Here is a 21,739-nt window from a genome sequence, read left to right as displayed (position 1 = left end):
CTTTCTAATTTGTTACTTGATGCCCAGCTATTTTAATCGTTGAACCATTCATATGTTTGACACGCGCTGCGATTTCCTTGTGACGCCCATTGACCATAGGTCTGGCTTGAGGATTGCCAAGATAACCACAAGTCCGTTTAACAACGTCTACTGTTTTAGGGTCGCTATTTCCACAGTTTGGACAAGCAAATCCTCTCTCAGTTGGTTCAAAATCCCCTTCAAAGTCACACTTGTAGCAACGGTCAATTGGTGTATTGGTCCCTAGATAGCCGACACGGTCATAGGCATAGTCCCAGACAGCTTCCAAGGCCTTTGGATTTTGCTGAAGGACTGGATACTCACAATAATGGATGAAACCACCTGACGCACCTGCTTCTGGATAGATTTTCTCAAAGTCTAATTTTTCAAACGGTGTTGGATTTTTACGAACATCGTAGTGGAAAGAGTTGGTGTAGTATTCCTTATCTGTAATATCAGGAATAGAACCAAACTTCTCTGTATCTAGTCGGCAGAAACGATCTGTCAAACTTTCAGATGGTGTTGAGTAGATAGAGAAATGATAGCCATATTGGTCAGACCACTCTTCTACACGGCGTTTCATATCACGAATGATATCCAGCGTGAATTCCTTAGCATCTGGATTACTTTCCCAGCTGTTACCAAAGAAAACAGTCGCTACTTCGTACAAACCGATATAGCCTAACGAAACTGTTGCCCGACGATTCTTAAAGAGCTGGTCAACATTTTCTTCTTTACCTAGACGATGGCCAAAAGCACCGTACTGATAAAGGATAGGAGCATTCGCTGGTGTCGCCTCTTTAGCGCGTTCGACACGATAAACAAGAGCATCTTCAGCGATATTCATCCGCTCGTTGAAGATTTCCCAGAACTTATTCATGTCGCCCTCAGACTCAAGAGCAATACGAGGGAGGTTAACCGTCACAACACCCAGATTCATACGGCCTGAATTGACTTCTACACCATTTTCATCCTTCCACCCTTGAAGAAACGAACGGCAGCCCATAGGAACCTTGAAAGAACCTGTCAACTCAACAATCTTATCGTAAGACAAGACGTCTGGGTACATCCGCTTGGTTGCACACTCGAGGGCTAACTGCTTGATGTCATAGTTTGGAGTTCCTTCCTCTAAGTTAAGGCCTCTTTTAAGCGTGAAAATAAGTTTAGGAAAGATAGCCGTACGATGTTCTGAACCGAGGCCCTTAATGCGAATGTTTAAGATAGCTTTTTGAATTTCACGCTCAAAACGATTGGTTCCTAGACCAAAACCTAGCGAAGTGAAAGGTGTTTGTCCATTTGAAGTGAAGAGAGTGTTGATTTCATACTCGAGAGATTGCATGGCATCATAGATATCTTTTTGGGTTTTCTTCCAAGCGTAATCTTCCCGTTTGTCAGGTAAGACCCATTCTTCCGCATCCTTGAGGTGTTTTTGGTAATTCTTCTCTGCATAAGGCGCCAAAACTTCATCGATACGGTCAGCTGAACAGCCACCGTACTGGCTAGAAGCAACGTTGGCGATAATTTGAGAAATCTGAGCTGTCGCAGTCTGGATAGACTTGGGACTTTCTACCTCTGCATTTCCAATCTTAAAACCATTCTCCAACATCCCCTTGAAATCAATCAAACAGCAGTTGGTCATAGGTGTATAAGGACTGTAGTCCAAATCGTGATAGTGGATATCCCCTTTTTGATGGGCATTGGCTACATGCTTAGGAAGCATTTGCAGTCCGATTGATTTCCCAACAATCCCTGCTGTCAAATCACGCTGGGTATTAAAGACATCGCTGTCTTTATTAGCATTTTCATTGACAACGGCCTGGTCTTTGTTGAGAAGTTTATGGATGCTAAAGTTGATATCTGTCGCTTTTGAACGCTCAAAATCCCTTTGTGTCCGATAAGTAATATACTCCTCAGCTAGCGCATATTCTTTGGCTTCAAGGAGTTCATGTTCTACGATATTTTGAATTTCGTAAATCTTAACCCCCTGTGGAAAGCGACTATGAATTTCTGTGACAATTCGCTCGGTCAGAGCATCGAGGCGTTTTTCGACCAGGGGTGTCACATCCATAACCTTGTCAGCCGCCTTGTGGAGAGCCTTGTCAATCTTGTCCACATCAAATACAACACGTCTCCCATCTCGTTTTTCAACGAAGAGAGTTGGCAAAATTGTAATTTTTTCTTCTAGTGCAATCATATGCATGCTCTTTTCTAAAATGTTCTTTCTAAAAAGTATTATACCACTCTAAAAAGAAAAATCAATATCTTGTGTTAAAAATCCTAAAATTTTTAAAAATACACAAGATATTGATTTCGTTATTTAATTTTATAGACTTTAAACTCTGAGTAATCAGTCTTTACTTGTTGGTAATTTTCTTTCAAAATTGTTTCCACTTCAGACCAGACTGCTACCTTATCATTCACCACAATCACCTTAGGTTTGTTTTCTTTCAAGTCATTGATTAAACTAGTTTTATTCTCTTCTGTACTCGTGTAAAGAAGAGGTGATGGGAACATGGATCCAGACAAACGCTGGCTTTCTTTATACATCTGAACATGTGAATCCCAAATATAGATTTGGTCACCATCACTCGTCTCTTGTTTGACTCTATCTACCACTTGATGTTGTTCTCTATAAGAAGCTGGATGCAAGACAAAACGAGCCACAAAAGGAATAGCAATCAGATAAACCACCACTAGGATAGGTAGGTAGAGATTTCCCTTCATGAATTTTTTCCATAATGTAGGAACATCTTCTCTTCTCCGACGACGAGCTCCTCTAGCTGAATGTTTCCAACGAATACTGGTCATCAAAAGAAGGAGTAAAAATGGAAGGATTAGAATCAAACGCGAACCGTGAAGAGGTTCTTGAGAAAAAAGCAACAAGGCTAATACAAATAAGAAAGCAAAACTAGCTGGTACTGAAATAACATATAATCTTGATGCCTTTGATTGGAACAAACCTAGAAAAACAAGGAAGATAGCTCCTAAACCAAAGGTCAACAAACCATAGAATACAACATTATCCATTAGTTGAGGATTGGTAAAGACCTGAAGGGAATCAATCGGATATAAAAGACTTCCTAGAGCTTCTCCAAAACCACCTGAAGCAAGAACATAATATCCTACTGGGTAAAAGATGAGAGAAAAGCCAAGTGCTGCTGCAAAAAACTGATAAACTCCATGAGCAAGGCGACCATGCCCAACATTAAAGACAAATAAACCGATCGTTACTACTGCAATAAAGAGAAGACTTGTAAGAGGCTCTATGAAAAATGATAGGGCCAAGAAAATCCCCAAACGTAGAAACCCCTTGTCATGGTTAGGATTTGATAGATAAGCTGCTATGAACGAAAATCCTGCAAACAGAAATGGCAAAGCTACAATTGTTGCATATCCTCCTCCAAAACCGAGACCAGATACCAAAATATAAAATATGGTTAGGAGTTGCTTGGCTTGTTCCCTTTGTCCCGTCAAATACTCTGTCGAAGAAAAGAGGAAATAACCTCCTCCTAAGAGAGCTAGCCATTCTACCAAGGCAAAAAGGATACCTCCTTGGGTAATATAAAGTAGCAAGTAATAAATAAGACCGTGACTAGCATAATAGCTACTGTAGAGCTGTCCTCCCTGATGTAAAGCCCACCCTATATACAAATCCTGAGCCTGAGAAGGACTTACCATATCTAAAAGTAAAGGTATCACCACAGAAAAAACCGTTGCAATCGTACTTCCAATGATGAGTCTGAAAAACGGGAAAGCTACCTGTTCTTCTTTCTCTACATGAGATTCAAGGTTCCTATCCAATCTATTTTCAATTTCATTACTCTGTATCGTTTCGGATACTTCTTCGATTCTGCCATATACAGCCATGTCGTTTCTCCTATTCAATTTATCTGTCTTAGTATATCAAAAAGACCTAAAATTGTCAGCTTGCGATGGGTGTTTGAGTGATTTTTTGCATAGTTTCACAAAGGTTTCAATTTCCCGAAATCGGTGTAAATGCGTCTGTTTAAATGTTATGATATAATCCAATTCTTTCTGAGTCAGCATCGTTCCTCCTATATCTTCTTATTCGTAAAAAGCAAGAAAAAGAGGACTCAGTCATTTCCTAAGTCCTAGATTTCTTATAAGATAGGGGCGAATAACTGGGCAATTTCCTTAATCAATTTTTGATACCAGCTATTTTTTATCGTATGAGGGAAAATTTCTTGAGATACTGAAAAAATCTCCTGAAAATCTTTTTGAATCTCTGTGATTGATGCCGTTTTATATAGCAAAACTGCATCTTCATAGTGATGAAGCAAACTTCTATAATCTAAATTAATCGTTCCAACTGCAGCAAAGTCCTTGTCCACTAGGATTTGTTTACTGTGGATAAAGCCTGGACTATACTCAAAAATCCTGACTCCTGCTGACAAAAGATCCGGATAGGCTCCTCTTGTTATGAGCTGGATTAATTTTTTATCCGGAATGAAAGGAGTCACGATGCGGACATCAACACCCCTCATGGCTGCATTTTTAATACTCTCAGTTAAATCATAGTCAATAATCAAATAGGGTGTTGTGATATAGACTGAATCAGTAGCCTGATTAATTAAACTTTGATAAACTTTTTTCCCTACTTGAGTACGGAAGATGGGCTTGGGTCCACTACCGTAAGGAATGCAGAGCCCTTGGCCAGAACAAGGCTGATTTTCCAGGTGATACTGGTCAAAATCGCTGATTTCCCCACGATTGATGTACCAAGTCATCAAAAAAAGACGGGTTAGAGCCTTGACACCAGGGCCATCTATGCGAATTCCACTATCCTTCCAATAGCCAAAACGTTCTACATGATTGATGTACTCATCGGCTAAGTTAATCCCTCCTGTATAAGCTACCTGGCCATCTATGACAAGGATTTTACGATGGTCCCGATTGTTGTAAGCCACCGTCAAACGAGGAATCACCTTGTTAAACTTATGGGCTTCAACTCCTCGACTACGAAGCTGAATAGTGTAGTCTCCGGGTAAAGTCGCCATACAGCCGATATCATCATAGAGCATCTTGATCTCTACACCCTGAGCTGCCTTTTGCTCTAGTATATCTAGTATGCTATTCCACATCAGACCTTCTTCGACAATATAGTACTCTAGAAAGATAAATTTCTCAGCTTTCTTGAGGTCTTCCAACATATGTTGCCACATGCTTTCACCCGAAGAAAAGAAATGCGAATCTGTTCGATCATAGACATCGGTATTGCTATCCATACTCAACAAAGATTTGATAACTCCGTAAGCTGCCTTATCATCTTCCTTCAATTTCTGCCGGAGAGCTTTACTGTTATCTTCCCGAAAATGCATAGAACCAAGTTTTTCCAACTGCTTGATTTCTTTTTTGGATAATCGTCTTTCACCAAACATCAGATAGAGCAAGGGGCCAATGACAGGAACAAAAGTCACCACTAACCACATCACTTTACTATCAGGTGTCATTGAACGATTGACAATTGCGACAATAGTCGCCATACTCATAAAAATTAAGACAATTACCCATAGAATAGGAGCCATACGCCCTAAGTAAAGAAAGAGACCAAAAACAAGAGAAAATTCAAGTAGCATAATCGAAAGACTAAAGCCATACTTGGACATCAATAATTGAAATTTTCTATATTTCATATCCCCTCCTTGATATTTTGAATGCTAAAAACAGGTAATTAATACTAGTATAACGCAGGTATTCGGTAGAAGGCAAGTATTTATAATCATTTTTCTGAGCAAAAGCAAAAGAGACCGAAAATTCCAGTCTCCTTCTAGTCTATTTTGATAAAACGATGCGATCAAACGCTTCTCTATCCATATCATCAATAATCATCTGACTGCCATTGATTGCATAAATCTTGACATTATCCCCAATAACCATGCGTTGATTAGTGGCATTTAAGCTAACCTGCTTGATTTCTTGTTCCCCATCAGTTTCAACCCGAGTCCAAGTACCAGTTATTCCAGTGACCACTAAAGTGATACGTTCTCCTTCGTCCTGACCGGTATAAGTTCCATCAATATCAGTTGGTTGAGCCTCAGGCACATTTTGTGAAGAACTTGTTGCTGCCTGGTTTGTATTTTCTGTAGAAGATGAAGCAGCAGGTTGTAATTGCTGAGTTTGTTGTATTTGCGGTTGAGCTGCTGGCTGTTGAATCTGTTGAGCTCTTTGTGAACAAGCAACTAAGAGACTAAGACTTGCTAGAGAAGCAAGAGAAAGTGTGAATCTTTTTAATTTCATGGTGAATTTCCTTTCTGCTACCAATTTAGAGAAATTTTCTCTAACCAGCAATTCCCCTAGTATAACAAGTTCAAAAAAGTGGTCAATTTATCTGCTCACGTTCCAGTATGTGGCTCCGTACTTCTGAGATAAAATAGAGAGACCCTGTAATGAATAACAAGTCCTTGGTATCGGCTCTTTCTTCAAAACTGCTGATAAATTCTCGGTAAGAGGGAATTACATGGTAACCTGTTACATCTGTCTCGTCCAGAGAATCTTGATAGTCAAAGCCAGTCACCTTGAGTTCCACCGGAGGCAAATTCTCAGTCAGATAAGCCAACATCCCCTGATAATCCTTACGTTTCAAGGCTCCAAATAGGATTTGAGGACGATAGCCTTCCTGCTCTTTTTCTTTGATAAATTCAACCAAGCGAGTCAAGGCAGGGAGGTTATGAGCACCATCCAAGTAAATCTGTGGGCGAATACGCTCCAAGCGACCAGCCCAATGGGTCTTCTCCAAAGCCTGTCTTACAACCTGCTCATCAACAGATTCCTTTCCTTCTCTCATAAAGAGAAGAAATGTTTGTAGCGCCAAGGCCGCATTTTCCTGCTGATAAGCTCCTTCCAATCCTATTTTTAACTGCGAAAAAGTTCCCAAAGAACTTGAAAAATCACCATTCAGCATTGAAAAATCTTGACTTGCCTGATAAAGATCAACAGCTAAAGAGTCGGCTTTTTGCTGACAGACAAGCCTAGCGTCTGGAGCCAGCTTAGCAATCACTGCCTTTTTACCAGCCTTGAAAATACCAGCTTTCTGCTCTGCAATTGCTTCTAGACTATCACCCAAGGTTTCTTGATGATCGAACCCGATGGAAGTGATGACAGCAATCTCTCCAGTTACCACATTGGTCGTGTCAAGCAAGCCACCAATTCCCACTTCTAGTAAAATCAAATCCACCTCTTGCTCCCTAAAATAGAGGAAAGCAATCAAGGTCAGCAATTCAAAAAAGGACAACTGGTCATGAGTTTGCAGAAGCATTTTCTCCATCTCCTTGACCTGCTCAGCCAAACGGATGAAGTCTGCGTCAGCTATTGGTTGTCCATTAATGCAGATTCGATCATTGATAGAGACGATATGAGGGGAGGTAAAGGTCGCAACTTTTTTGCCATGTCCCATAAATAACTCCCTCATAAAAGCAATGGTAGAGCCTTTCCCATTAGTCCCCGTTACGTGGATAATAGGGTAAGACTGCTCAGGATTTCCCAACAAATCCACCGCTTGTTGCATTCGGCTCAAGCCTGATCGAAAATTCAAACCAATCCGACTATGGAGCCATTCTTCTACTTCAAACATACACATCTCCTTGACAAAAGTCCAATCAATTACCGCATCAAAGCATGATGACTAACAAAAAACGAGGCCAGGATTTTCGTCCCAACCTCTTACCTGGTTAGCTAATAACTAGCTACTATGAATATTAACTTAGGGTAAAAATATCCTCCGAATTTACTGACGGTTTTTATTTTTAGCGTCAGGCTAAAAACGTCCCCCGGACTTACCAGTTCTCTCTTATTTAAAGGAACTGGGGTAAAAATATCCCCCGGATATTTTTACTCCTCCACAAAGCTGTTGAAGACTTCTTCAATCATATTCCATTCGTCTTCTGAGTCTTCTGGGATTGGTTGCAATTCGCCTTCTGTTCCATCTTCGTTTTCGATGAATGAGTAAGCTTGGATTTCAACTTGTCCGTCTTCGTCTTCTTCTGCGTTAACTGGTACTAGAAGAACATAGTTTTTACCAAATTCTTCTTTTCCGTCAATCGTCAAAAGGATTTCAAACAAGGTTTCATTTCCTTGCTCATCTACTAGTGTAATTAATTCACGTTCTTCGTGGTCGTGGTTATGATCGTGTGACATAGCCTCTCCTTTGTATTAAAATTTTCTATCTAAATAATTTTGTAAAATCAGCTGAGCTGCTAACTTATCAATGACTTTCTTGCGCTTGTTACGGCTAATATCTGCTTGCTCAATCAACATGCGCTCTGCGGCAACTGTTGTCAAGCGTTCATCCTGATAGTCTACTGGTAAACCAAAAAGCTCTTCTAACTTTGCTCCGTAGGCTTGACTAGCTTCCACGCGCGGTCCGCTTGTATTGTTCATGTTTTTAGGCAAGCCCACTACAAATCGTTCCACCTTGTAAGTATCAACCAACTCCTTAACGCGGTCAAAACCAAATTGGCCTTGCTCCTCGTTGATTTGGATGATTTCAAGTCCTTGAGCTGTAAAACCAAGCGGATCGCTAATAGCCACCCCTACCGTTTTTGAACCGACGTCCAATCCCATAATTCTCATAGGTTATAAATCGACTCCTTGTCCTTTAAGGTAGTAGCGGACCAATTCTTCAACGATTTCATCGCGCTCATACTTACGGATTTGATTTCGTGCATTATTATAACGAGGAACGTAGGCAGGGTCTCCACTCAATACGTAACCTACGATTTGGTTAATCGGGTTGTAGCCCTTATCGTTCAACGAAGCATAAACATCAGTCAGAGTTTCGCTAATTTCTTTTTTATTGGAATCGTCCAATTTAAAACGTACTGTTTCTTCAGTAAATCCCATTCTAACACCCTCTTTCCTTAGAATAGTACCATTATAGCATAATTCCTTACGTTCTACAATTCAGGCAGTCTATTTATTTGGATTTTCTATTGTTCTGTCGCGCCATTTGCCAATCTGTCTGAAATATATTTGCTTGGTTCATTCTTCAAGAGATTTTCTAAACCAATGTTCTTCAAATATTCTAACTGAGAAGCCTTCTTGACATCCAAAACTTGAAAATCAAAACTAGTCGTTGTTTGAAGTTCGGTTGCACTCAATAGTTTAGTTTCAAGCTTAAATCCTGCTAATTTACGAGCTTCTATGATAGCCTCATCCTTCTCCTCTGCCTCCAGAAGAGCTTTTTGAGTTTCTTCCACTCCATGTTGGTCGATATAAGTCTTCAACTCATCAGAAACTGGACGTTTTTGTTGAATCGTTAAGCTCAAAAAAGTCTTGTCCTTGTATGTAATGGTTTGGGTTTGCTGGCTGCCATCATCTGACTTGGGCAAGACCAAAGTCTTGGTCACAACTGTATTCTTCTCGGCATTTTCAATAACTGGCAATGCCGACTGAAGCGTATCCTTTTCTGTTTTTGTAGCTGGTCCAGTTTCTTTTTTCTGTCCGCAACCAACCAGGACAAAAAGGAAAGCTAGACTAACAAGAACTATTTTTTTCATTTCTTTCTTCTTTCTTTTTGAAATTAAAATAGAATAAGACTGGGAGTTGCTCCCAGCCTTGATGTTTATAGAGCTGCACGCAAACGTGCTTCTGCATTTTCTACATTACGGACAGAGCGTGGTAGGAAGGCACGAATATCGTCTTCCTTGTAGCCAACTTGTAGGCGTTTTTCATCCACAAGAATTGGGCTCTTTAAAATTCTCGGTGTTTCCATAATCAGATTGAGGACTTCATTGACACTCAAATCTTCAATATCCACTCCAAGGGCTTTGGCATAGCGATTTTTAGACGAAACGATGCTGGCTATTCCGTTATCTGTTTTTGTCAGAATATCCAGTAATTCTTCTCGCGTAATTCCTTCTTTACCAAGATTTTGTTCTTTATAACTTAACTGGTGGGCATTGAGCCAGGTTTTTGCTTTTTTACAGCTAGTACAACTTGAGACTGTATAAATTTTAATCATGTACCTACCCCTTTCGCTACATGTTACTATCAGTTTAGTCTATTATACCATAAAAAACATCCGACTTGCGACCTATTTTTAAATTTTTTTGACTTTTTTCGTCATTTTCGTACTTTTTTCTTGACAAAATGAAATTTACAGCCATTCTTGATATTTCTTGATATAGATTTTTTTCACAATTGTCACGCTAATCATATACAAAATAATGATGAAAAGTAAAAAGATGAAATAAATCGATTTTAAAGGAGTTAGATGGAGAAGGCTAGCTAGTGGACTGTAGGGAAGGAAGGTCACAAAGGCTGCAGCCAATAAGGTTGTCACAAGGACTAGCCAAGCTGGACGACTTTGTAAAAAGGGAATTTTAGCTGAACGCAGCATATGGATAACCATGGTCTGTGACCACATGGACTCGATAAACCAACCTGTCTGAAACAAGACAATAAATCCTACGGCAGACTCCGCTCCATGGACATAGGCTTGACCTGTCGTCATGGGTACAATGATAAAATAGAGCAAAATAAAGGTCAAAATATCAAAGGCAGAAGAGATAGGCCCCATCCAAACCATGAAACGTGTGATAGACTTGGCTTCCCAGGTATGCGGATTTCTCAAAAAATCTTTATCCACCTTGTCAAAAGGCAAGGCAATACAAGACAAATCATAAACTAGATTTAGGATAATCAAATGGACTGGTGCCATTGGTAAAAATGGCAAAAAGATTCCAGAGACCAATAGGGATAAGATATTTCCAAAATTAGAACTCACTGTCATTTTGATATATTTAGTCATATTGGCATAGACCTTACGCCCTTCAACAAGTCCTTTTTCAAGCACCATGAGATCCTTATCAAGTAGGATAACATCAGCTGTTTCTTTGGCAATATCTACTGCTGTATCAACAGAAATTCCCACATCTGCAACTTTCATAGAAGGAGCATCATTGATCCCATCTCCCATATAGCCGACAGCATGACCATTAGCCTTAAATTGCAAAATAATCCTCGCTTTTTGGTCAGGTGAAAGTTTGGCAAAGACTGTTACCTCCTCTACGGCTTGGGCCAATTCTTGATCACTCATCTGATCAATTTCAGATCCTAACAGCATCTGATTGATATCCAAACCAACCTTTTCACAGACTGCTTGGGTAACTTTTTCGTTGTCTCCCGTCAAAATTTTTGTTTGAACTCCATGTTCTAACAGAGCCTTAATTGCTGGTGCTGCAGATGGTTTAGGAGGATCTAGGAAGGCTAAATAACCAGTTAGAATCATATCCCCTTCATCATCAACTGTATAGGCATGACCTTCCCTCAAACCTGACTTATAGGCCACTCCCAAGACACGCAAACCTTGTTGATTTAGTTGTCTGACTTCTGCTAAAATTTCTTCTCTAATAACATCTGTCAAAGGAGTAATCACTCCTTGGTATTCCGCATAACTGGAAATCGTCAACATTTCCTCTAGGGCACCCTTGGTTACCAAACTAACCTTTTCGTGTTCATCCTTAACGATAACACTCATCCGTCTACGTTCAAAATCAAAGGGAAGCTCATCTATTTTTTGAAAAGTTTGAGCCAGATTTTGCAAGAGGGCGTGTTCTTTTGCTTCCTTTTCAGTCCGTTTGATGATGGCTCTGTCCATCAAATTTTTCAAGCCCGTTTGAAAATAAGAATTGAGATAAGCTCGTCTCAAGACGGTCAAATCCAAGCGTCCGTGGATATCCAAGGGATATTCAAGGACAATTTCGTCTTGGGTTAGAGTTCCTGTCTTATCTGTACACAAAATATCAATCGCCCCTAAGTCCTGTATGGCATTGAGTTTCTTGATAACCACTTTTTCCTTGGCCATAATGATGGAGCCTTTTGCTAGACTGGCCGTGATAATCATAGGAAGCATCTCAGGTGTCAATCCAACACCAACACTCAAAGCAAATACGCCAGCTTCCAGCCAGTCACCATCTGTTAAACCATTGGACAAGAAAACGATGGGCACCATAACCAGCATCAAACGAATCAAGAGCCACGAAATACTATTCATCTCCCGCTCAAACGAAGTAGGCTCGTCATAGGTGTTCAAAGTCTGCTCAATGGCTCCCATCATGGTATCATCACCAACTGCTAAAACCACGGCCTTGGCACTACCAGACAAGACATTGGTTCCCATAAAGGCGAGCGCTTCTGCTTCTAGCAGACTATCAGATTGTTGAACTGTTGCCTTGGTCAAGGCCAATTTTTCAACCGATTCACTTTCACCTGTCAAGCCCGACTGTTGTACAAAGAAATCACGCGACTCAAATAAAAGAAGATCTGCTGGAATCATGTCTCCAGCGCTTAATTTAACCACGTCACCCACTACCAAATCATCGATAGGTACTTCTTGGATTTCTCCTTGACGAATGACAGTCGCTGTGTTGACAATCATTTTTGATAGATTGGTCGCAGCCTTATCACTACGGAGTTCTTGGACAAAGCGTATGCCACCAGAAATGAGGACTAGGACAACGATGATAATAGAAGTCGTCGGATCCTCTTGACCTGGTTTTGCCAACCAGACATTGGTCACCAAGGAAATCACGGCGATGACCAGTAAGATGATCGTAAAAGGATTGATAATGGATTCGTAAATCTTTTTGAGGATACTGTCTTCTTGACCCTTTGTGATGGTATTTTCGCCATATAGGTCACGATTTTTCTCCACCTGCTCCTCAGTCAATCCTGTTAGACTTGTCTTATAAAAAGAGAGAGTTTCGTTTAAAGATGTATGAATAGCTGTTGCTAATCTTTCTTTTGTAGTTTTCATTGGTTTCTCCTATCTGTATGAATGATGTGTTTCATACACAGAGACCAATCACTTTATAAGGGCAGAACGACACAAATCAGCGATTGGCTGTGTATGTGCGGTTCCGGATGATCGTCAATTTGCATCGTTTATCTCCTTTCTTTGTTTTAAACAGTAGAAAATCCCACCATAAAATGGCAGGATTAAAAAACTAATTATCTGTTTTTCGTTCAAGCTTTAACTCCATAGGGCAATGTAATGAGCTTAGTCTTGGCCTTCGCGACCAGGACTGTTGACCAACGAGTAGTGTCTCCACTGCTTTGCGGTAGTCATCCGTATCCCTATGGTAGCCTCACCTACCGTTTTCGTCTTTCAGTATAAACCTTTAAAATTTAAAAGTCAATCATTTGAGTTGTTTAACTCTTAAATAACTATCAACTCTTTTGGAGCTAGGGTCAACAATTCACAACCTGTCTCTGTAATCAAGATATCATCCTCGATACGAACTCCATATTTGCCTTCGATATAGATACCTGGTTCATCGGTCAAGGCCATACCCGCCTTAATAGTTTCTGTAGAAGTCTGGCTAAAGTATGGTTCCTCATGGATATCCAGTCCAATACCGTGTCCAATACCGTGGGTAAAGTAGTCGCCATAGCCCGCCTCGATAATAATATCACGAGGGATTTTGTCAAAGTCTCGGAAACCTAATCCTGCCTTAGCCTGGTCAATCAAGGCTTGGTTGGCTTTTAGAACTGTATTGTAAATCTCTGCTTGCTCATCGCTGACATGCCCCAAGTAGATAGTTCGTGTCATATCGCTGACATAGTGCTCATAGAGGCAGCCGAAATCCATGGTGATAGCCTCTCCTAGTTGTACTGGTTTATGCATAGGATGGGCATGGGGTTTCGAAGAGTTGATGCCACTTGCTAAAATAGTATCAAATGATAGGCCTGAAGCTCCCAACTCACGCATACGGAAGTCAAGGAAGTTGGCAATCTCAATTTCAGTCTTTCCTGGCTTAATAAAGTCAAGCGCCTCGCGGAAAGCTTGGTCTGAGATAGAACAAGCCTTGCGAATAGCTGCAATCTCCGCTTCATCCTTAATCATTCGAAGACCTTCAACAAACTGAGTCTGTGGAAGCAAGTCAATTCCTTCAAAGGTTGCCTGCATACGGTGGTAATAAGAGACTGAAATCTCATCTTCAAAACCGATACGAGACAAGCCCATGTCCTTGACAATTCCTGCAATGACAGCTAATTCATCGCGGTCAGCCACAATCTCAAAGCCACTGGTTTCTTGCTTGGCTGCAATGATATAGCGAGAATCCGTCACCAAGACCTGACGGTCACGGCTGATGAAGACTGTTCCATTTGAACCCCAAAAACCAGTCAAGTAATAGACGTTTTTAAGATTGTTGATGATGATACCATCCAGTTCTTTTTCTTGCATTTTAGTTAGAAATGCTTGTACGCGTTTATTCATGATGTAACTTTCCTTTCAAATAATGTCCTGTGTAGCTGGCTTCATTGACCGCTACTTCTTCTGGAGTTCCTGTTGCGATGATAGTTCCACCGCCGACACCGCCCTCAGGACCCAAGTCAATAATATGGTCTGCAGTCTTAATAACATCCAGATTGTGCTCAATGACAAGAACTGTATTGCCATCATCGACAAAGCGAGCTAAAACCTTGAGCAAGCGAGCGATATCCTCGGTATGAAGACCTGTCGTCGGCTCATCCAGAATGTAGAAAGATTTTCCTGTCGATCGTTTGTGAAGTTCGCTAGCCAACTTCATACGCTGGGCTTCTCCTCCAGAAAGGGTGGTAGCTGGTTGCCCTAGCGTTACATATCCCAGTCCCACATCCTTGATGGTCTGAAGTTTACGTTGAATTTTCGGAATATGTTGGAAGAATTCCACCGCATCGTTGACAGTCATATCCAAGACCTGCGAGATATTTTTTTCCTTGTAGTGGACTTCTAGGGTTTCACTGTTGTAGCGGGTTCCATGGCAGACCTCACAAGCCACATAAACATCTGGCAAGAAGTGCATCTCAATCTTGATGATCCCGTCACCTGAGCAGGCTTCGCAACGACCTCCCTTGACGTTGAAACTGAAACGACCCTTCTTGTAGCCTCGAATCTTGGCCTCGTTTGTCTGGGCAAAAAGGTCACGTATATCGTCAAAAACTCCTGTATAGGTAGCAGGGTTAGACCTCGGCGTTCGTCCAATCGGACTCTGGTCAATATCAATCAAGCGGTCTACATGCTCAATACCGGTAATGGTCTTGAATTTGCCAGGCTTGTCTGAATTGCGGTTAAGCTTCTGGGCAATGGCTTTTTTGAGGATACTGTTGATTAAGGTCGATTTCCCTGAACCTGATACCCCTGTCACCGCGATGAATTTTCCTAATGGGAAACGAGCTGTGACATTTTGCAGGTTGTTCTCACGCGCTCCTGTCACTTCGATAAAACGTCCATTTCCTACACGGCGCTCGTCTGGTACTGGAATGGCACGTTTGCCTGACAAGTACTGGCCTGTGATAGACTTGCTGTTGCGAGCCACCTGTTTGGGTGTACCTGCAGCAACAATCTCCCCACCAAAAACACCTGCACCGGGACCAACGTCAATCAGATAATCCGCCTCGCGCATGGTATCTTCGTCATGTTCCACCACGATAAGAGTATTGCCCAAGTCACGCATCTTTTTGAGACTGGCAATCAGACGGTCATTATCCCTCTGGTGAAGACCGATTGACGGCTCATCCAAAATATAGAGAACACCTGATAGGTTGGAACCAATCTGGGTCGCCAAGCGAATACGCTGGCTCTCCCCACCTGAAAGAGTTCCTGCTGAACGTGACAGAGTCAGATAGTTTAGACCCACGTTATTAAGGAAGGTCAAGCGGTCCTTGATTTCCTTGAGAATGGGACGAGCAATGATGGCTTCATTTTCAGATAGAGTCAACTTGCTTACCAAGTCCAAGTGGTCCGCGATAGACAGGTCTGAAATTTCTCCGATATGTGGCCCTTGCTCGCCACCTACACGGACAGACAAGGCCTGATCATTGAGACGATAGCCGTGACAAGTTCCGCAGGTCAGCTCATTCATGTAGAGACGCATCTGGGTGCGAGTGTAATCGCTGTTTGTCTCGTGATAACGACGCTTGATATTATTAACAACTCCCTCAAAAGGAATGTCAATATCGCGCACGCCACCAAATTCATTCTCATAGTGGAAATGGAATTCCTTACCATCAGATCCATAGAGAATCAAGTTCTTATCCTCTTCTGACAAGTCCTCAAAAGGCTTATCCATATCCACTCCAAAGGCTGTCATGGCCTGCTCTAGCATATTTGGATAGTAGTTGGATGAGATAGGATTCCAAGGTGCCAGCGCTCCCTCACGTAAGTTTTTGATGGCATCTGGCACTATCAAATCAGTATCCACCTCCAGCTTGATGCCCAAGCCGTCACACTCACTACAAGAACCAAAAGGAGCATTGAATGAGAAGAGACGTGGCTCTAACTCTGGGACAGTAAATCCACAAACTGGGCAAGCATAATGCTCAGAGAAGAGCAACTCAGAGTCGTCCATAGTATCGATAATGACATAACCTTCTGCAATACGAAGGGCAGCCTCAATGGAATCAAAGAGACGGCTACGGATGCCCTCCTTGATGACAATACGGTCAACCACGACATCAATATTGTGTTGCTTGCTCTTAGACAACTCTGGCACTTCGGTCACATCATAGACTTCCCCATCCACACGGACACGGACATACCCATCTTTCTGAACCTTCTCGACAACACTCTTATGTTGGCCTTTTTTCTTGCGGATGACAGGGGCCAAGATTTGCAGGCGCTGGCGTTCTGGCAACTCCAAAACCCTATCCACAATTTGCTCCACAGAAGAAGCCTTGATAGCCCCATGCCCATTGATACAGTAAGGCGTCCCCACACGTGCGTAGAGGAGACGCAGATAGTCATTGATTTCAGTCGTCGTTCCCACGGTCGAGCGAGGGTTCTTGCTAGTCGTTTTTTGGTCGATGGAAATAGCTGGGCTGAGTCCATCAATAGCATCTACATCCGGCTTCTCCATATTTCCCAAAAACTGGCGAGCGTAAGCTGACAGACTCTCCACATAGCGACGTTGCCCCTCCGCATAGAGGGTGTCAAAGGCCAGGCTGGATTTCCCTGAACCTGACAAACCAGTCACAACAACCAGCTTGTCTCGTGGAATCTCCACATCAATATTTTTTAAATTATGGGCACGCGCCCCATGAATGACAATTTTATCTTGCATCTTTGTTCTTTCTAGTCCATTATTGCTTACCATTATACCAAAAAAAGTGAGATTCTATTACCCAAAAGGCTGATTTTATAGTATAATAGTACGGTGTGAAAAAATCTGAAAAATGAGAAAGGATAAGGGATATGAAACAAGTTTTTCTCTCTACAACAACTGAATTTAAAGAGATCGATACGCTTGAACCGGGTACTTGGATCAATCTCGTCAATCCGACTCAAAATGAATCACTCGAAATCGCTAACGCCTTCGATATCGATATCGCCGACCTTCGAGCACCGCTCGATGCGGAAGAAATGTCTCGTATTACAATTGAAGACGAGTATACCCTGATTATCGTTGACGTGCCGGTCACAGAGGAAAGAAATAACCGCACCTACTACGTCACCATCCCGCTTGGTATTATCATCACCGAGGAAACCATTATCACTACGTGTTTGGAACCACTACCGGTCCTCGATGTCTTTATCAACCGTCGCTTGCGTAATTTCTACACCTTCATGCGTTCACGTTTTATCTTCCAGATTCTCTATCGCAATGCAGAGCTTTACCTAACAGCCCTTCGTTCAATCGACCGTAAGAGTGAGCAAATCGAAAGTCAACTGCATCAATCAACTCGTAATGAAGAATTGATTGAGCTCATGGAATTGGAAAAAACCATCGTCTATTTCAAGGCTTCTCTCAAAACAAATGAGCGTGTGATTAAGAAATTGACCAGCTCAACCAGCAATATCAAGAAATACCTTGAGGACGAAGACCTGCTTGAAGATACCCTAATTGAAACCCAACAGGCCATCGAGATGGCAGATATTTATGGAAACGTCTTGCATTCTATGACAGAGACCTTTGCCTCTATCATTTCCAACAACCAGAACAACATCATGAAAACCTTGGCCCTTGTGACCATTGTCATGTCCATCCCAACCATGGTCTTCTCTGCCTATGGGATGAACTTTAAGGATAATGAAATCCCCCTAAACGGCGAGCCAAATGCCTTCTGGTTAATCGTCTTTATTGCCTTTGCTATGAGTGTCTCGCTCACTCTCTATCTCATCCATAAAAAATGGTTCTAAGAGGAGTTCCTATGTCTCAGATTGATCTACAAAAATTAACAAAGAAAAACCAAGAGTTTGTCCACATCGCTACCCAACAATTCATCAAAGATGGGAAAACTGACGCTGAAATCAAGACTATTTTTGAGGAAGTTATTCCCCAAATCCTTGAGGAGCAAGCCAAGGGTACAACTGCTCGTTCCCTCTACGGTGCACCAACCCATTGGGCTCATAGCTTCACTGTCAAAGAGCAGTATGAAAAAGAGCATCCAAAAGAAAATGATGATCCAAAACTCATGATTATGGACTCAGCCCTTTTCATCACTAGCCTCTTTGCCCTCGTCAGCGCCCTCACAACCTTCTTCTCAGCAGATCAGGCTATCGGTTACGGTTTGATTACCCTTCTGCTAGTTGGACTGGTTGGTGGATTTGCCTTCTACTTGATGTACTACTTTGTTTACCAATACTATGGACCAGATATGGACCGCAGTCAACGTCCACCTTTCTGGAAATCTGTACTGGTTATCCTAGCTTCTATGTTCCTTTGGTTGCTTGTCTTCTTTGCAACAAGCTTCCTACCAGCTAACCTTAACCCAGTACTTGCTCCATTGCCACTAGCTATTATCGGAGCAGCCCTCCTAGCCCTTCGCTTCTATCTCAAGAAACGCTTGAATATCCGCAGCGCAAGTGCAGGACCAACACGCTATTAAGAGAATGATAAAAGCAACTGCAGATGCGGTTGCTTTTATACTACTTTCTTGATTTAAAAGTATTTCTCTGACATCCCACATAGCTTTCTCTTATCTTTTGTGATAAAATAGGCTCAATCTATTTCTAGGAGGATAAAATATGATTTCTACTATTGGTATTATTAGTTTATCTAGTGGCATTATCGGAGAAGACTTTGTCAAACACGAAGTGGACTTGGGTGTCCAACGTCTCAAGGACCTGGGAATCAATCCTATCTTTTTGCCCCATTCGCAAAAAGACTTAGACTTTATCAAGGACCATCCTGAAGTGCGTGCAGAGGATTTGATGCAGGCCTTTTCGGACGATAGCATTGACATGATCCTATGCGCCATCGGTGGGGATGATACCTATCGTTTGTTGCCCTACCTCTTTGAAAATGACCAACTAGAAAAGGTTATCAAACAAAAGATTTTTCTTGGCTTCTCAGATACAACCATGAACCATCTCATGTTGCATAAACTAGGTGTTAAAACTTTTTATGGTCAATCCTTTCTAGCAGACATTTGTGAATTGGACAAGGAGATGTTGCCCTATAGCTTCCACTACTTTAAAGAATTAATTGAGACTGGAAGAATCTCAGAAATCCGCCCTAGTGACGTTTGGTATGAGGAACGAACTGACTTCAGTCCCAAGACTCTGGGGACACCTCGTGTCAGTCATGCAAATACTGGTTTTGACTTGTTGCAAGGAAATGCCCAGTTCGAGGGAGAAATCCTTGGTGGGTGTCTCGAATCACTCTACGATATCTTTGACTACTCTCGATACGCAGACAGCACGGAGCTCTGCCAAAAGTACAAACTTTTCCCTGACTTGTCAGACTGGGAAGGAAAAATCCTCTTGCTAGAAACAAGCGAAGAAAAGCCTAAACCCGAAGACTTCAAAAAGATGTTGCGGACTTTGAAGGATACTGGAGTATTCGCGGTCATCAGCGGACTCTTGGTCGGAAAACCTATGGATGAAACTTTCTATGACGACTATAAAGAGGCACTATTGGATATTATTGACAGCAATATCCCGATTGTCTATAATTTGAATGTCGGCCACGCAACTCCAAGAGCCATTGTCCCCTTCGGAGTTCACGCCCATGTAGATGCAAAGGAGCAAATCATTCGCTTTGACTATAACAAAAAATAAGTAGTTTCTCTATTTTTGTGCTTTTGTATTGGTTTTCGTTACAATTTGTATCTGAATTTATTGCATTTCGCTAATTTCTATGATATCCTTTTGAAGGAGGTGTATATGACAAAACAAAAAATTAATCGAATCGTAGGTTCTATTGGTGCCTTTATTGGAATTATAGTATTTATTGCCTACATACCTCAAATTATCGCTAATTTACAGGGAAATAAAGCTCAACCATTTCAACCTTTATCAGCTGCAATATCTTGCTTAATCTGGGTTATTTATGGATGGACAAAGGAACCTAAGAAGGATTGGATACTAATCATTCCAAATTCAGCTGGTGTTATTTTAGGTGGAATCACTTTTCTGACTTCACTCTAACAAATCTAATAGTATATATAAAAAGCTGGGAAAAGTTTCTCAGCTTTTTTCTATATTCTCAGATATTCTAGTTACCTATACTCACTAATTCCCGCTTTTCCACGCACAATCATTCTCGTGGTCATCAACTAGCCCTGCAGCCTGTAGAAAAGACAAGACGGCGACTGGGCCTGTGAACTTGAAGCCTCGTTTTTTGAGATCTTTGGCCAATCTTTCAGACAAGGGTGTTTTAGCTGGGGCTTGGCGGTAATCGGGAATATCGTTAACGATAGTTTTCCCCTCAACAAAAGACCAAAGATAGGCATCAAAAGAGCCATATTCTTCCTGTAGTCGTAAAAATGCTTGGGCGTTAGCGCGTGTAGCAAAAATCTTGGCTCTATTCCGAATGATGGCTGGATTCTCCAGCAAGGCTTCCAACTCGGTGTCGGTCATGTCTGCCACCGCTTGAATTTGATAGCCATGAAAGGCTTCTCGGAAAGCTTGGCGTTTGTTGAGCACCGTTTCCCAAGACAGTCCTGCCTGATAGGTTTCCATGCACAATAACTCAAACAATGCTTGGTCATCATGGAGGGACTGGCCCCACTCCTCATCATGATAGGCGATATAGAGAGGATTGGTCATCTTGACCCACGAGCAACGTTTTGTCATGCTCTGCTCCTATTTGACCAACATTTTAAGGGCCGACTTGATATAGTTCTCAGCTGTATCTGTCGTTCCTTCAAAGAATTTCTTGATTTTTTTAAGTTCGGTTGCCTTGTAGCCCAGTGCCAACATGGCTTCCATAGCTTCTTCCAGTTCTTGGTTTTCAGTGCTTGCTTGTACTGCCACCTTAGCAGGAAGTTCATCTCCAGCAACTACTACCTTGCCTTCCAAGTCCAGCACCATCTGCTGGGCTGTTTTCTTACCAATTTTAGGAAACTTGGTCAAGTAGGTGATGTTCTTGGTTTCGATGGCTTGAACCAAGCCAGCATTGTCATCGGCAGCGATAATAGCAAGGGCTGACACCGGACCAATCCCAGAGACCGAAATCAAGCTGAGAAAGAGTTTTTTCTCATCTTCTGAGCGAAATCCATAAAGTAGATGCGCATCCTCACGCACCACCTGATGCACATAAATTTGAGCTTCTTGGTTGACCTGTCCTGAGTAGGCATATGGATTGGCCACATGCAGGATATAGCCGATACCGTTGACTTCAAGAACAATATATTTGGCAGTGATTTTGGTAATGATTCCTTTTAAATATTCGTACATAGTTTTCCTTTTATACTCAATGAAAATCAAAAGCAAACTAGAAAGCTAGCCACAGGTTTCTCAAAGCACAGCTTTGATATTGCAGATAGAGCTGACCTA

19 protein-coding genes and 1 riboswitch are annotated in these 21,739 nt (G+C 41.8%); of the genes, 4 read left to right on the top strand and 15 right to left on the bottom strand.

Annotated elements, in window-relative coordinates:
* Positions 1–4 precede the first annotated feature (4 nt).
* From nrdD to uvrA, 13 genes are all read right to left on the bottom strand, one after another.
* Complete coding sequence (gene nrdD, locus ACERDH_RS06405; protein ID WP_265473087.1) at positions 5–2,212, bottom strand: anaerobic ribonucleoside-triphosphate reductase; 2,208 nt, start codon at positions 2,210–2,212, stop codon at positions 5–7.
* 119 nt (positions 2,213–2,331) lie between these two features.
* Positions 2,332–3,885 (bottom strand): damage-inducible protein CinA, encoded by a 1,554-nt coding sequence (locus ACERDH_RS06400; protein ID WP_261080963.1) that lies wholly within the window; start codon positions 3,883–3,885, stop codon positions 2,332–2,334.
* A gap of 254 nt (positions 3,886–4,139) precedes the next feature.
* Positions 4,140–5,672 (bottom strand): cardiolipin synthase, encoded by a 1,533-nt coding sequence (gene cls, locus ACERDH_RS06395; protein WP_265473088.1) that lies wholly within the window; start codon positions 5,670–5,672, stop codon positions 4,140–4,142.
* Positions 5,673–5,811: 139 nt separating this feature from the next.
* Positions 5,812–6,276 carry an SP_0198 family lipoprotein gene (locus tag ACERDH_RS06390; RefSeq protein WP_386685341.1) on the bottom strand — a complete coding sequence of 155 codons (465 nt, stop codon included), beginning with the start codon at positions 6,274–6,276 and terminating at the stop codon, positions 5,812–5,814.
* Between the two features lie 82 nt (positions 6,277–6,358).
* A complete protein-coding gene (locus ACERDH_RS06385; RefSeq protein ID WP_386685343.1) occupies positions 6,359–7,609 on the bottom strand; it encodes a bifunctional folylpolyglutamate synthase/dihydrofolate synthase in 1,251 nt (416 codons plus the stop codon).
* 257 nt (positions 7,610–7,866) lie between these two features.
* On the bottom strand, positions 7,867–8,172 hold the full coding sequence (locus tag ACERDH_RS06380) for a DUF1292 domain-containing protein (protein WP_000017621.1): 306 nt from the start codon (positions 8,170–8,172) through the stop codon (positions 7,867–7,869).
* 15 nt (positions 8,173–8,187) lie between these two features.
* Complete coding sequence (gene ruvX / locus ACERDH_RS06375) at positions 8,188–8,607, bottom strand: Holliday junction resolvase RuvX (RefSeq protein ID WP_004239076.1); 420 nt, start codon at positions 8,605–8,607, stop codon at positions 8,188–8,190.
* A gap of 3 nt (positions 8,608–8,610) precedes the next feature.
* On the bottom strand, positions 8,611–8,877 hold the full coding sequence (locus ACERDH_RS06370; RefSeq protein ID WP_000507059.1) for an IreB family regulatory phosphoprotein: 267 nt from the start codon (positions 8,875–8,877) through the stop codon (positions 8,611–8,613).
* Between the two features lie 86 nt (positions 8,878–8,963).
* Positions 8,964–9,533, bottom strand: coding sequence for an SP0191 family lipoprotein (locus ACERDH_RS06365; RefSeq protein ID WP_000725139.1), 570 nt, complete (start codon positions 9,531–9,533; stop codon positions 8,964–8,966).
* A gap of 65 nt (positions 9,534–9,598) precedes the next feature.
* Complete coding sequence (gene spx / locus ACERDH_RS06360; protein ID WP_000591165.1) at positions 9,599–9,997, bottom strand: transcriptional regulator Spx; 399 nt, start codon at positions 9,995–9,997, stop codon at positions 9,599–9,601.
* A 135-nt stretch (positions 9,998–10,132) separates the two neighbouring features.
* Positions 10,133–12,793, bottom strand: a complete 2,661-nt coding sequence (gene mgtA, locus ACERDH_RS06355) for a magnesium-translocating P-type ATPase (protein WP_386685371.1) — start codon at positions 12,791–12,793, stop codon at positions 10,133–10,135.
* A gap of 194 nt (positions 12,794–12,987) precedes the next feature.
* A riboswitch (M-box (ykoK) riboswitch) is annotated at positions 12,988–13,138 on the bottom strand.
* Positions 13,139–13,195: 57 nt separating this feature from the next.
* Positions 13,196–14,257: a M24 family metallopeptidase gene (locus tag ACERDH_RS06350; RefSeq protein WP_261024151.1), complete on the bottom strand. Its 1,062-nt coding sequence runs from the start codon at positions 14,255–14,257 to the stop codon at positions 13,196–13,198.
* Positions 14,250–17,081, bottom strand: a complete 2,832-nt coding sequence (uvrA, locus tag ACERDH_RS06345; protein WP_386685374.1) for an excinuclease ABC subunit UvrA — start codon at positions 17,079–17,081, stop codon at positions 14,250–14,252. The genes ACERDH_RS06350 and uvrA overlap by 8 nt, the downstream gene beginning before the upstream one ends.
* Positions 17,082–17,212: 131 nt before the next feature.
* On the opposite strand from uvrA, the gene ACERDH_RS06340 reads away from it, so the two are divergent.
* The 4 genes from ACERDH_RS06340 (at position 17,213) to ACERDH_RS06325 (ending at position 20,389) form a co-directional block, all read left to right on the top strand.
* Entirely contained in the window at positions 17,213–18,157 is a 945-nt protein-coding gene (locus tag ACERDH_RS06340; RefSeq protein WP_000815623.1) for a magnesium transporter CorA family protein, read from the top strand.
* An 11-nt stretch (positions 18,158–18,168) separates the two neighbouring features.
* Entirely contained in the window at positions 18,169–18,846 is a 678-nt protein-coding gene (locus ACERDH_RS06335) for a DUF1129 domain-containing protein (RefSeq protein ID WP_386685377.1), read from the top strand.
* Positions 18,847–18,985: 139 nt separating this feature from the next.
* Positions 18,986–20,020: a S66 family peptidase gene (locus ACERDH_RS06330; protein WP_386685379.1), complete on the top strand. Its 1,035-nt coding sequence runs from the start codon at positions 18,986–18,988 to the stop codon at positions 20,018–20,020.
* A gap of 105 nt (positions 20,021–20,125) precedes the next feature.
* Positions 20,126–20,389: a SemiSWEET family transporter gene (locus ACERDH_RS06325; protein ID WP_000166114.1), complete on the top strand. Its 264-nt coding sequence runs from the start codon at positions 20,126–20,128 to the stop codon at positions 20,387–20,389.
* Positions 20,390–20,473: 84 nt separating this feature from the next.
* On the opposite strand, the gene ACERDH_RS06320 is transcribed toward ACERDH_RS06325, so the two are convergent.
* Together ACERDH_RS06320 and ruvA are read right to left on the bottom strand one after the other, a co-directional pair.
* Positions 20,474–21,037, bottom strand: a complete 564-nt coding sequence (locus ACERDH_RS06320) for a DNA-3-methyladenine glycosylase I (RefSeq protein ID WP_049510491.1) — start codon at positions 21,035–21,037, stop codon at positions 20,474–20,476.
* A gap of 9 nt (positions 21,038–21,046) precedes the next feature.
* Positions 21,047–21,640: a Holliday junction branch migration protein RuvA gene (gene ruvA, locus ACERDH_RS06315; RefSeq protein WP_386685382.1), complete on the bottom strand. Its 594-nt coding sequence runs from the start codon at positions 21,638–21,640 to the stop codon at positions 21,047–21,049.
* Between the last annotated feature and the right edge of the window lie 99 nt (positions 21,641–21,739).

Source organism: Streptococcus bovismuti (assembly GCF_042436615.2).
Taxonomy (GTDB): Bacteria; Bacillota; Bacilli; order Lactobacillales; family Streptococcaceae; genus Streptococcus.
The sequence above is the reverse complement of the archived record's forward strand: the minus strand, read 5'-3'. Positions and strand labels throughout refer to the sequence as shown.

What these genes read in the sequence shown, in the direction of transcription:
- ACERDH_RS06350 (WP_261024151.1), bottom strand. Translation starts at nt 14,257, where the DNA reads ATGAATAAACGCGTACAAGCATTTCTAACTAAAATGCAAGAAAAAGAA.
- cls (WP_265473088.1), bottom strand. Translation starts at nt 5,672, where the DNA reads ATGAAATATAGAAAATTTCAATTATTGATGTCCAAGTATGGCTTTAGT.
- ACERDH_RS06335 (WP_386685377.1), top strand. Translation starts at nt 18,169, where the DNA reads ATGTCTCAGATTGATCTACAAAAATTAACAAAGAAAAACCAAGAGTTT.
- nrdD (WP_265473087.1), bottom strand. Translation starts at nt 2,212, where the DNA reads ATGATTGCACTAGAAGAAAAAATTACAATTTTGCCAACTCTCTTCGTT.
- spx (WP_000591165.1), bottom strand. Translation starts at nt 9,997, where the DNA reads ATGATTAAAATTTATACAGTCTCAAGTTGTACTAGCTGTAAAAAAGCA.
- uvrA (WP_386685374.1), bottom strand. Translation starts at nt 17,081, where the DNA reads ATGCAAGATAAAATTGTCATTCATGGGGCGCGTGCCCATAATTTAAAA.
- ACERDH_RS06320 (WP_049510491.1), bottom strand. Translation starts at nt 21,037, where the DNA reads ATGACAAAACGTTGCTCGTGGGTCAAGATGACCAATCCTCTCTATATC.
- ACERDH_RS06330 (WP_386685379.1), top strand. Translation starts at nt 18,986, where the DNA reads ATGATTTCTACTATTGGTATTATTAGTTTATCTAGTGGCATTATCGGA.
- ACERDH_RS06400 (WP_261080963.1), bottom strand. Translation starts at nt 3,885, where the DNA reads ATGGCTGTATATGGCAGAATCGAAGAAGTATCCGAAACGATACAGAGT.
- ACERDH_RS06370 (WP_000507059.1), bottom strand. Translation starts at nt 8,877, where the DNA reads ATGGGATTTACTGAAGAAACAGTACGTTTTAAATTGGACGATTCCAAT.
- ruvA (WP_386685382.1), bottom strand. Translation starts at nt 21,640, where the DNA reads ATGTACGAATATTTAAAAGGAATCATTACCAAAATCACTGCCAAATAT.
- mgtA (WP_386685371.1), bottom strand. Translation starts at nt 12,793, where the DNA reads ATGAAAACTACAAAAGAAAGATTAGCAACAGCTATTCATACATCTTTA.
- ruvX (WP_004239076.1), bottom strand. Translation starts at nt 8,607, where the DNA reads ATGAGAATTATGGGATTGGACGTCGGTTCAAAAACGGTAGGGGTGGCT.
- ACERDH_RS06365 (WP_000725139.1), bottom strand. Translation starts at nt 9,533, where the DNA reads ATGAAAAAAATAGTTCTTGTTAGTCTAGCTTTCCTTTTTGTCCTGGTT.
- ACERDH_RS06380 (WP_000017621.1), bottom strand. Translation starts at nt 8,172, where the DNA reads ATGTCACACGATCATAACCACGACCACGAAGAACGTGAATTAATTACA.
- ACERDH_RS06340 (WP_000815623.1), top strand. Translation starts at nt 17,213, where the DNA reads ATGAAACAAGTTTTTCTCTCTACAACAACTGAATTTAAAGAGATCGAT.
- ACERDH_RS06390 (WP_386685341.1), bottom strand. Translation starts at nt 6,276, where the DNA reads ATGAAATTAAAAAGATTCACACTTTCTCTTGCTTCTCTAGCAAGTCTT.
- ACERDH_RS06325 (WP_000166114.1), top strand. Translation starts at nt 20,126, where the DNA reads ATGACAAAACAAAAAATTAATCGAATCGTAGGTTCTATTGGTGCCTTT.
- ACERDH_RS06385 (WP_386685343.1), bottom strand. Translation starts at nt 7,609, where the DNA reads ATGTTTGAAGTAGAAGAATGGCTCCATAGTCGGATTGGTTTGAATTTT.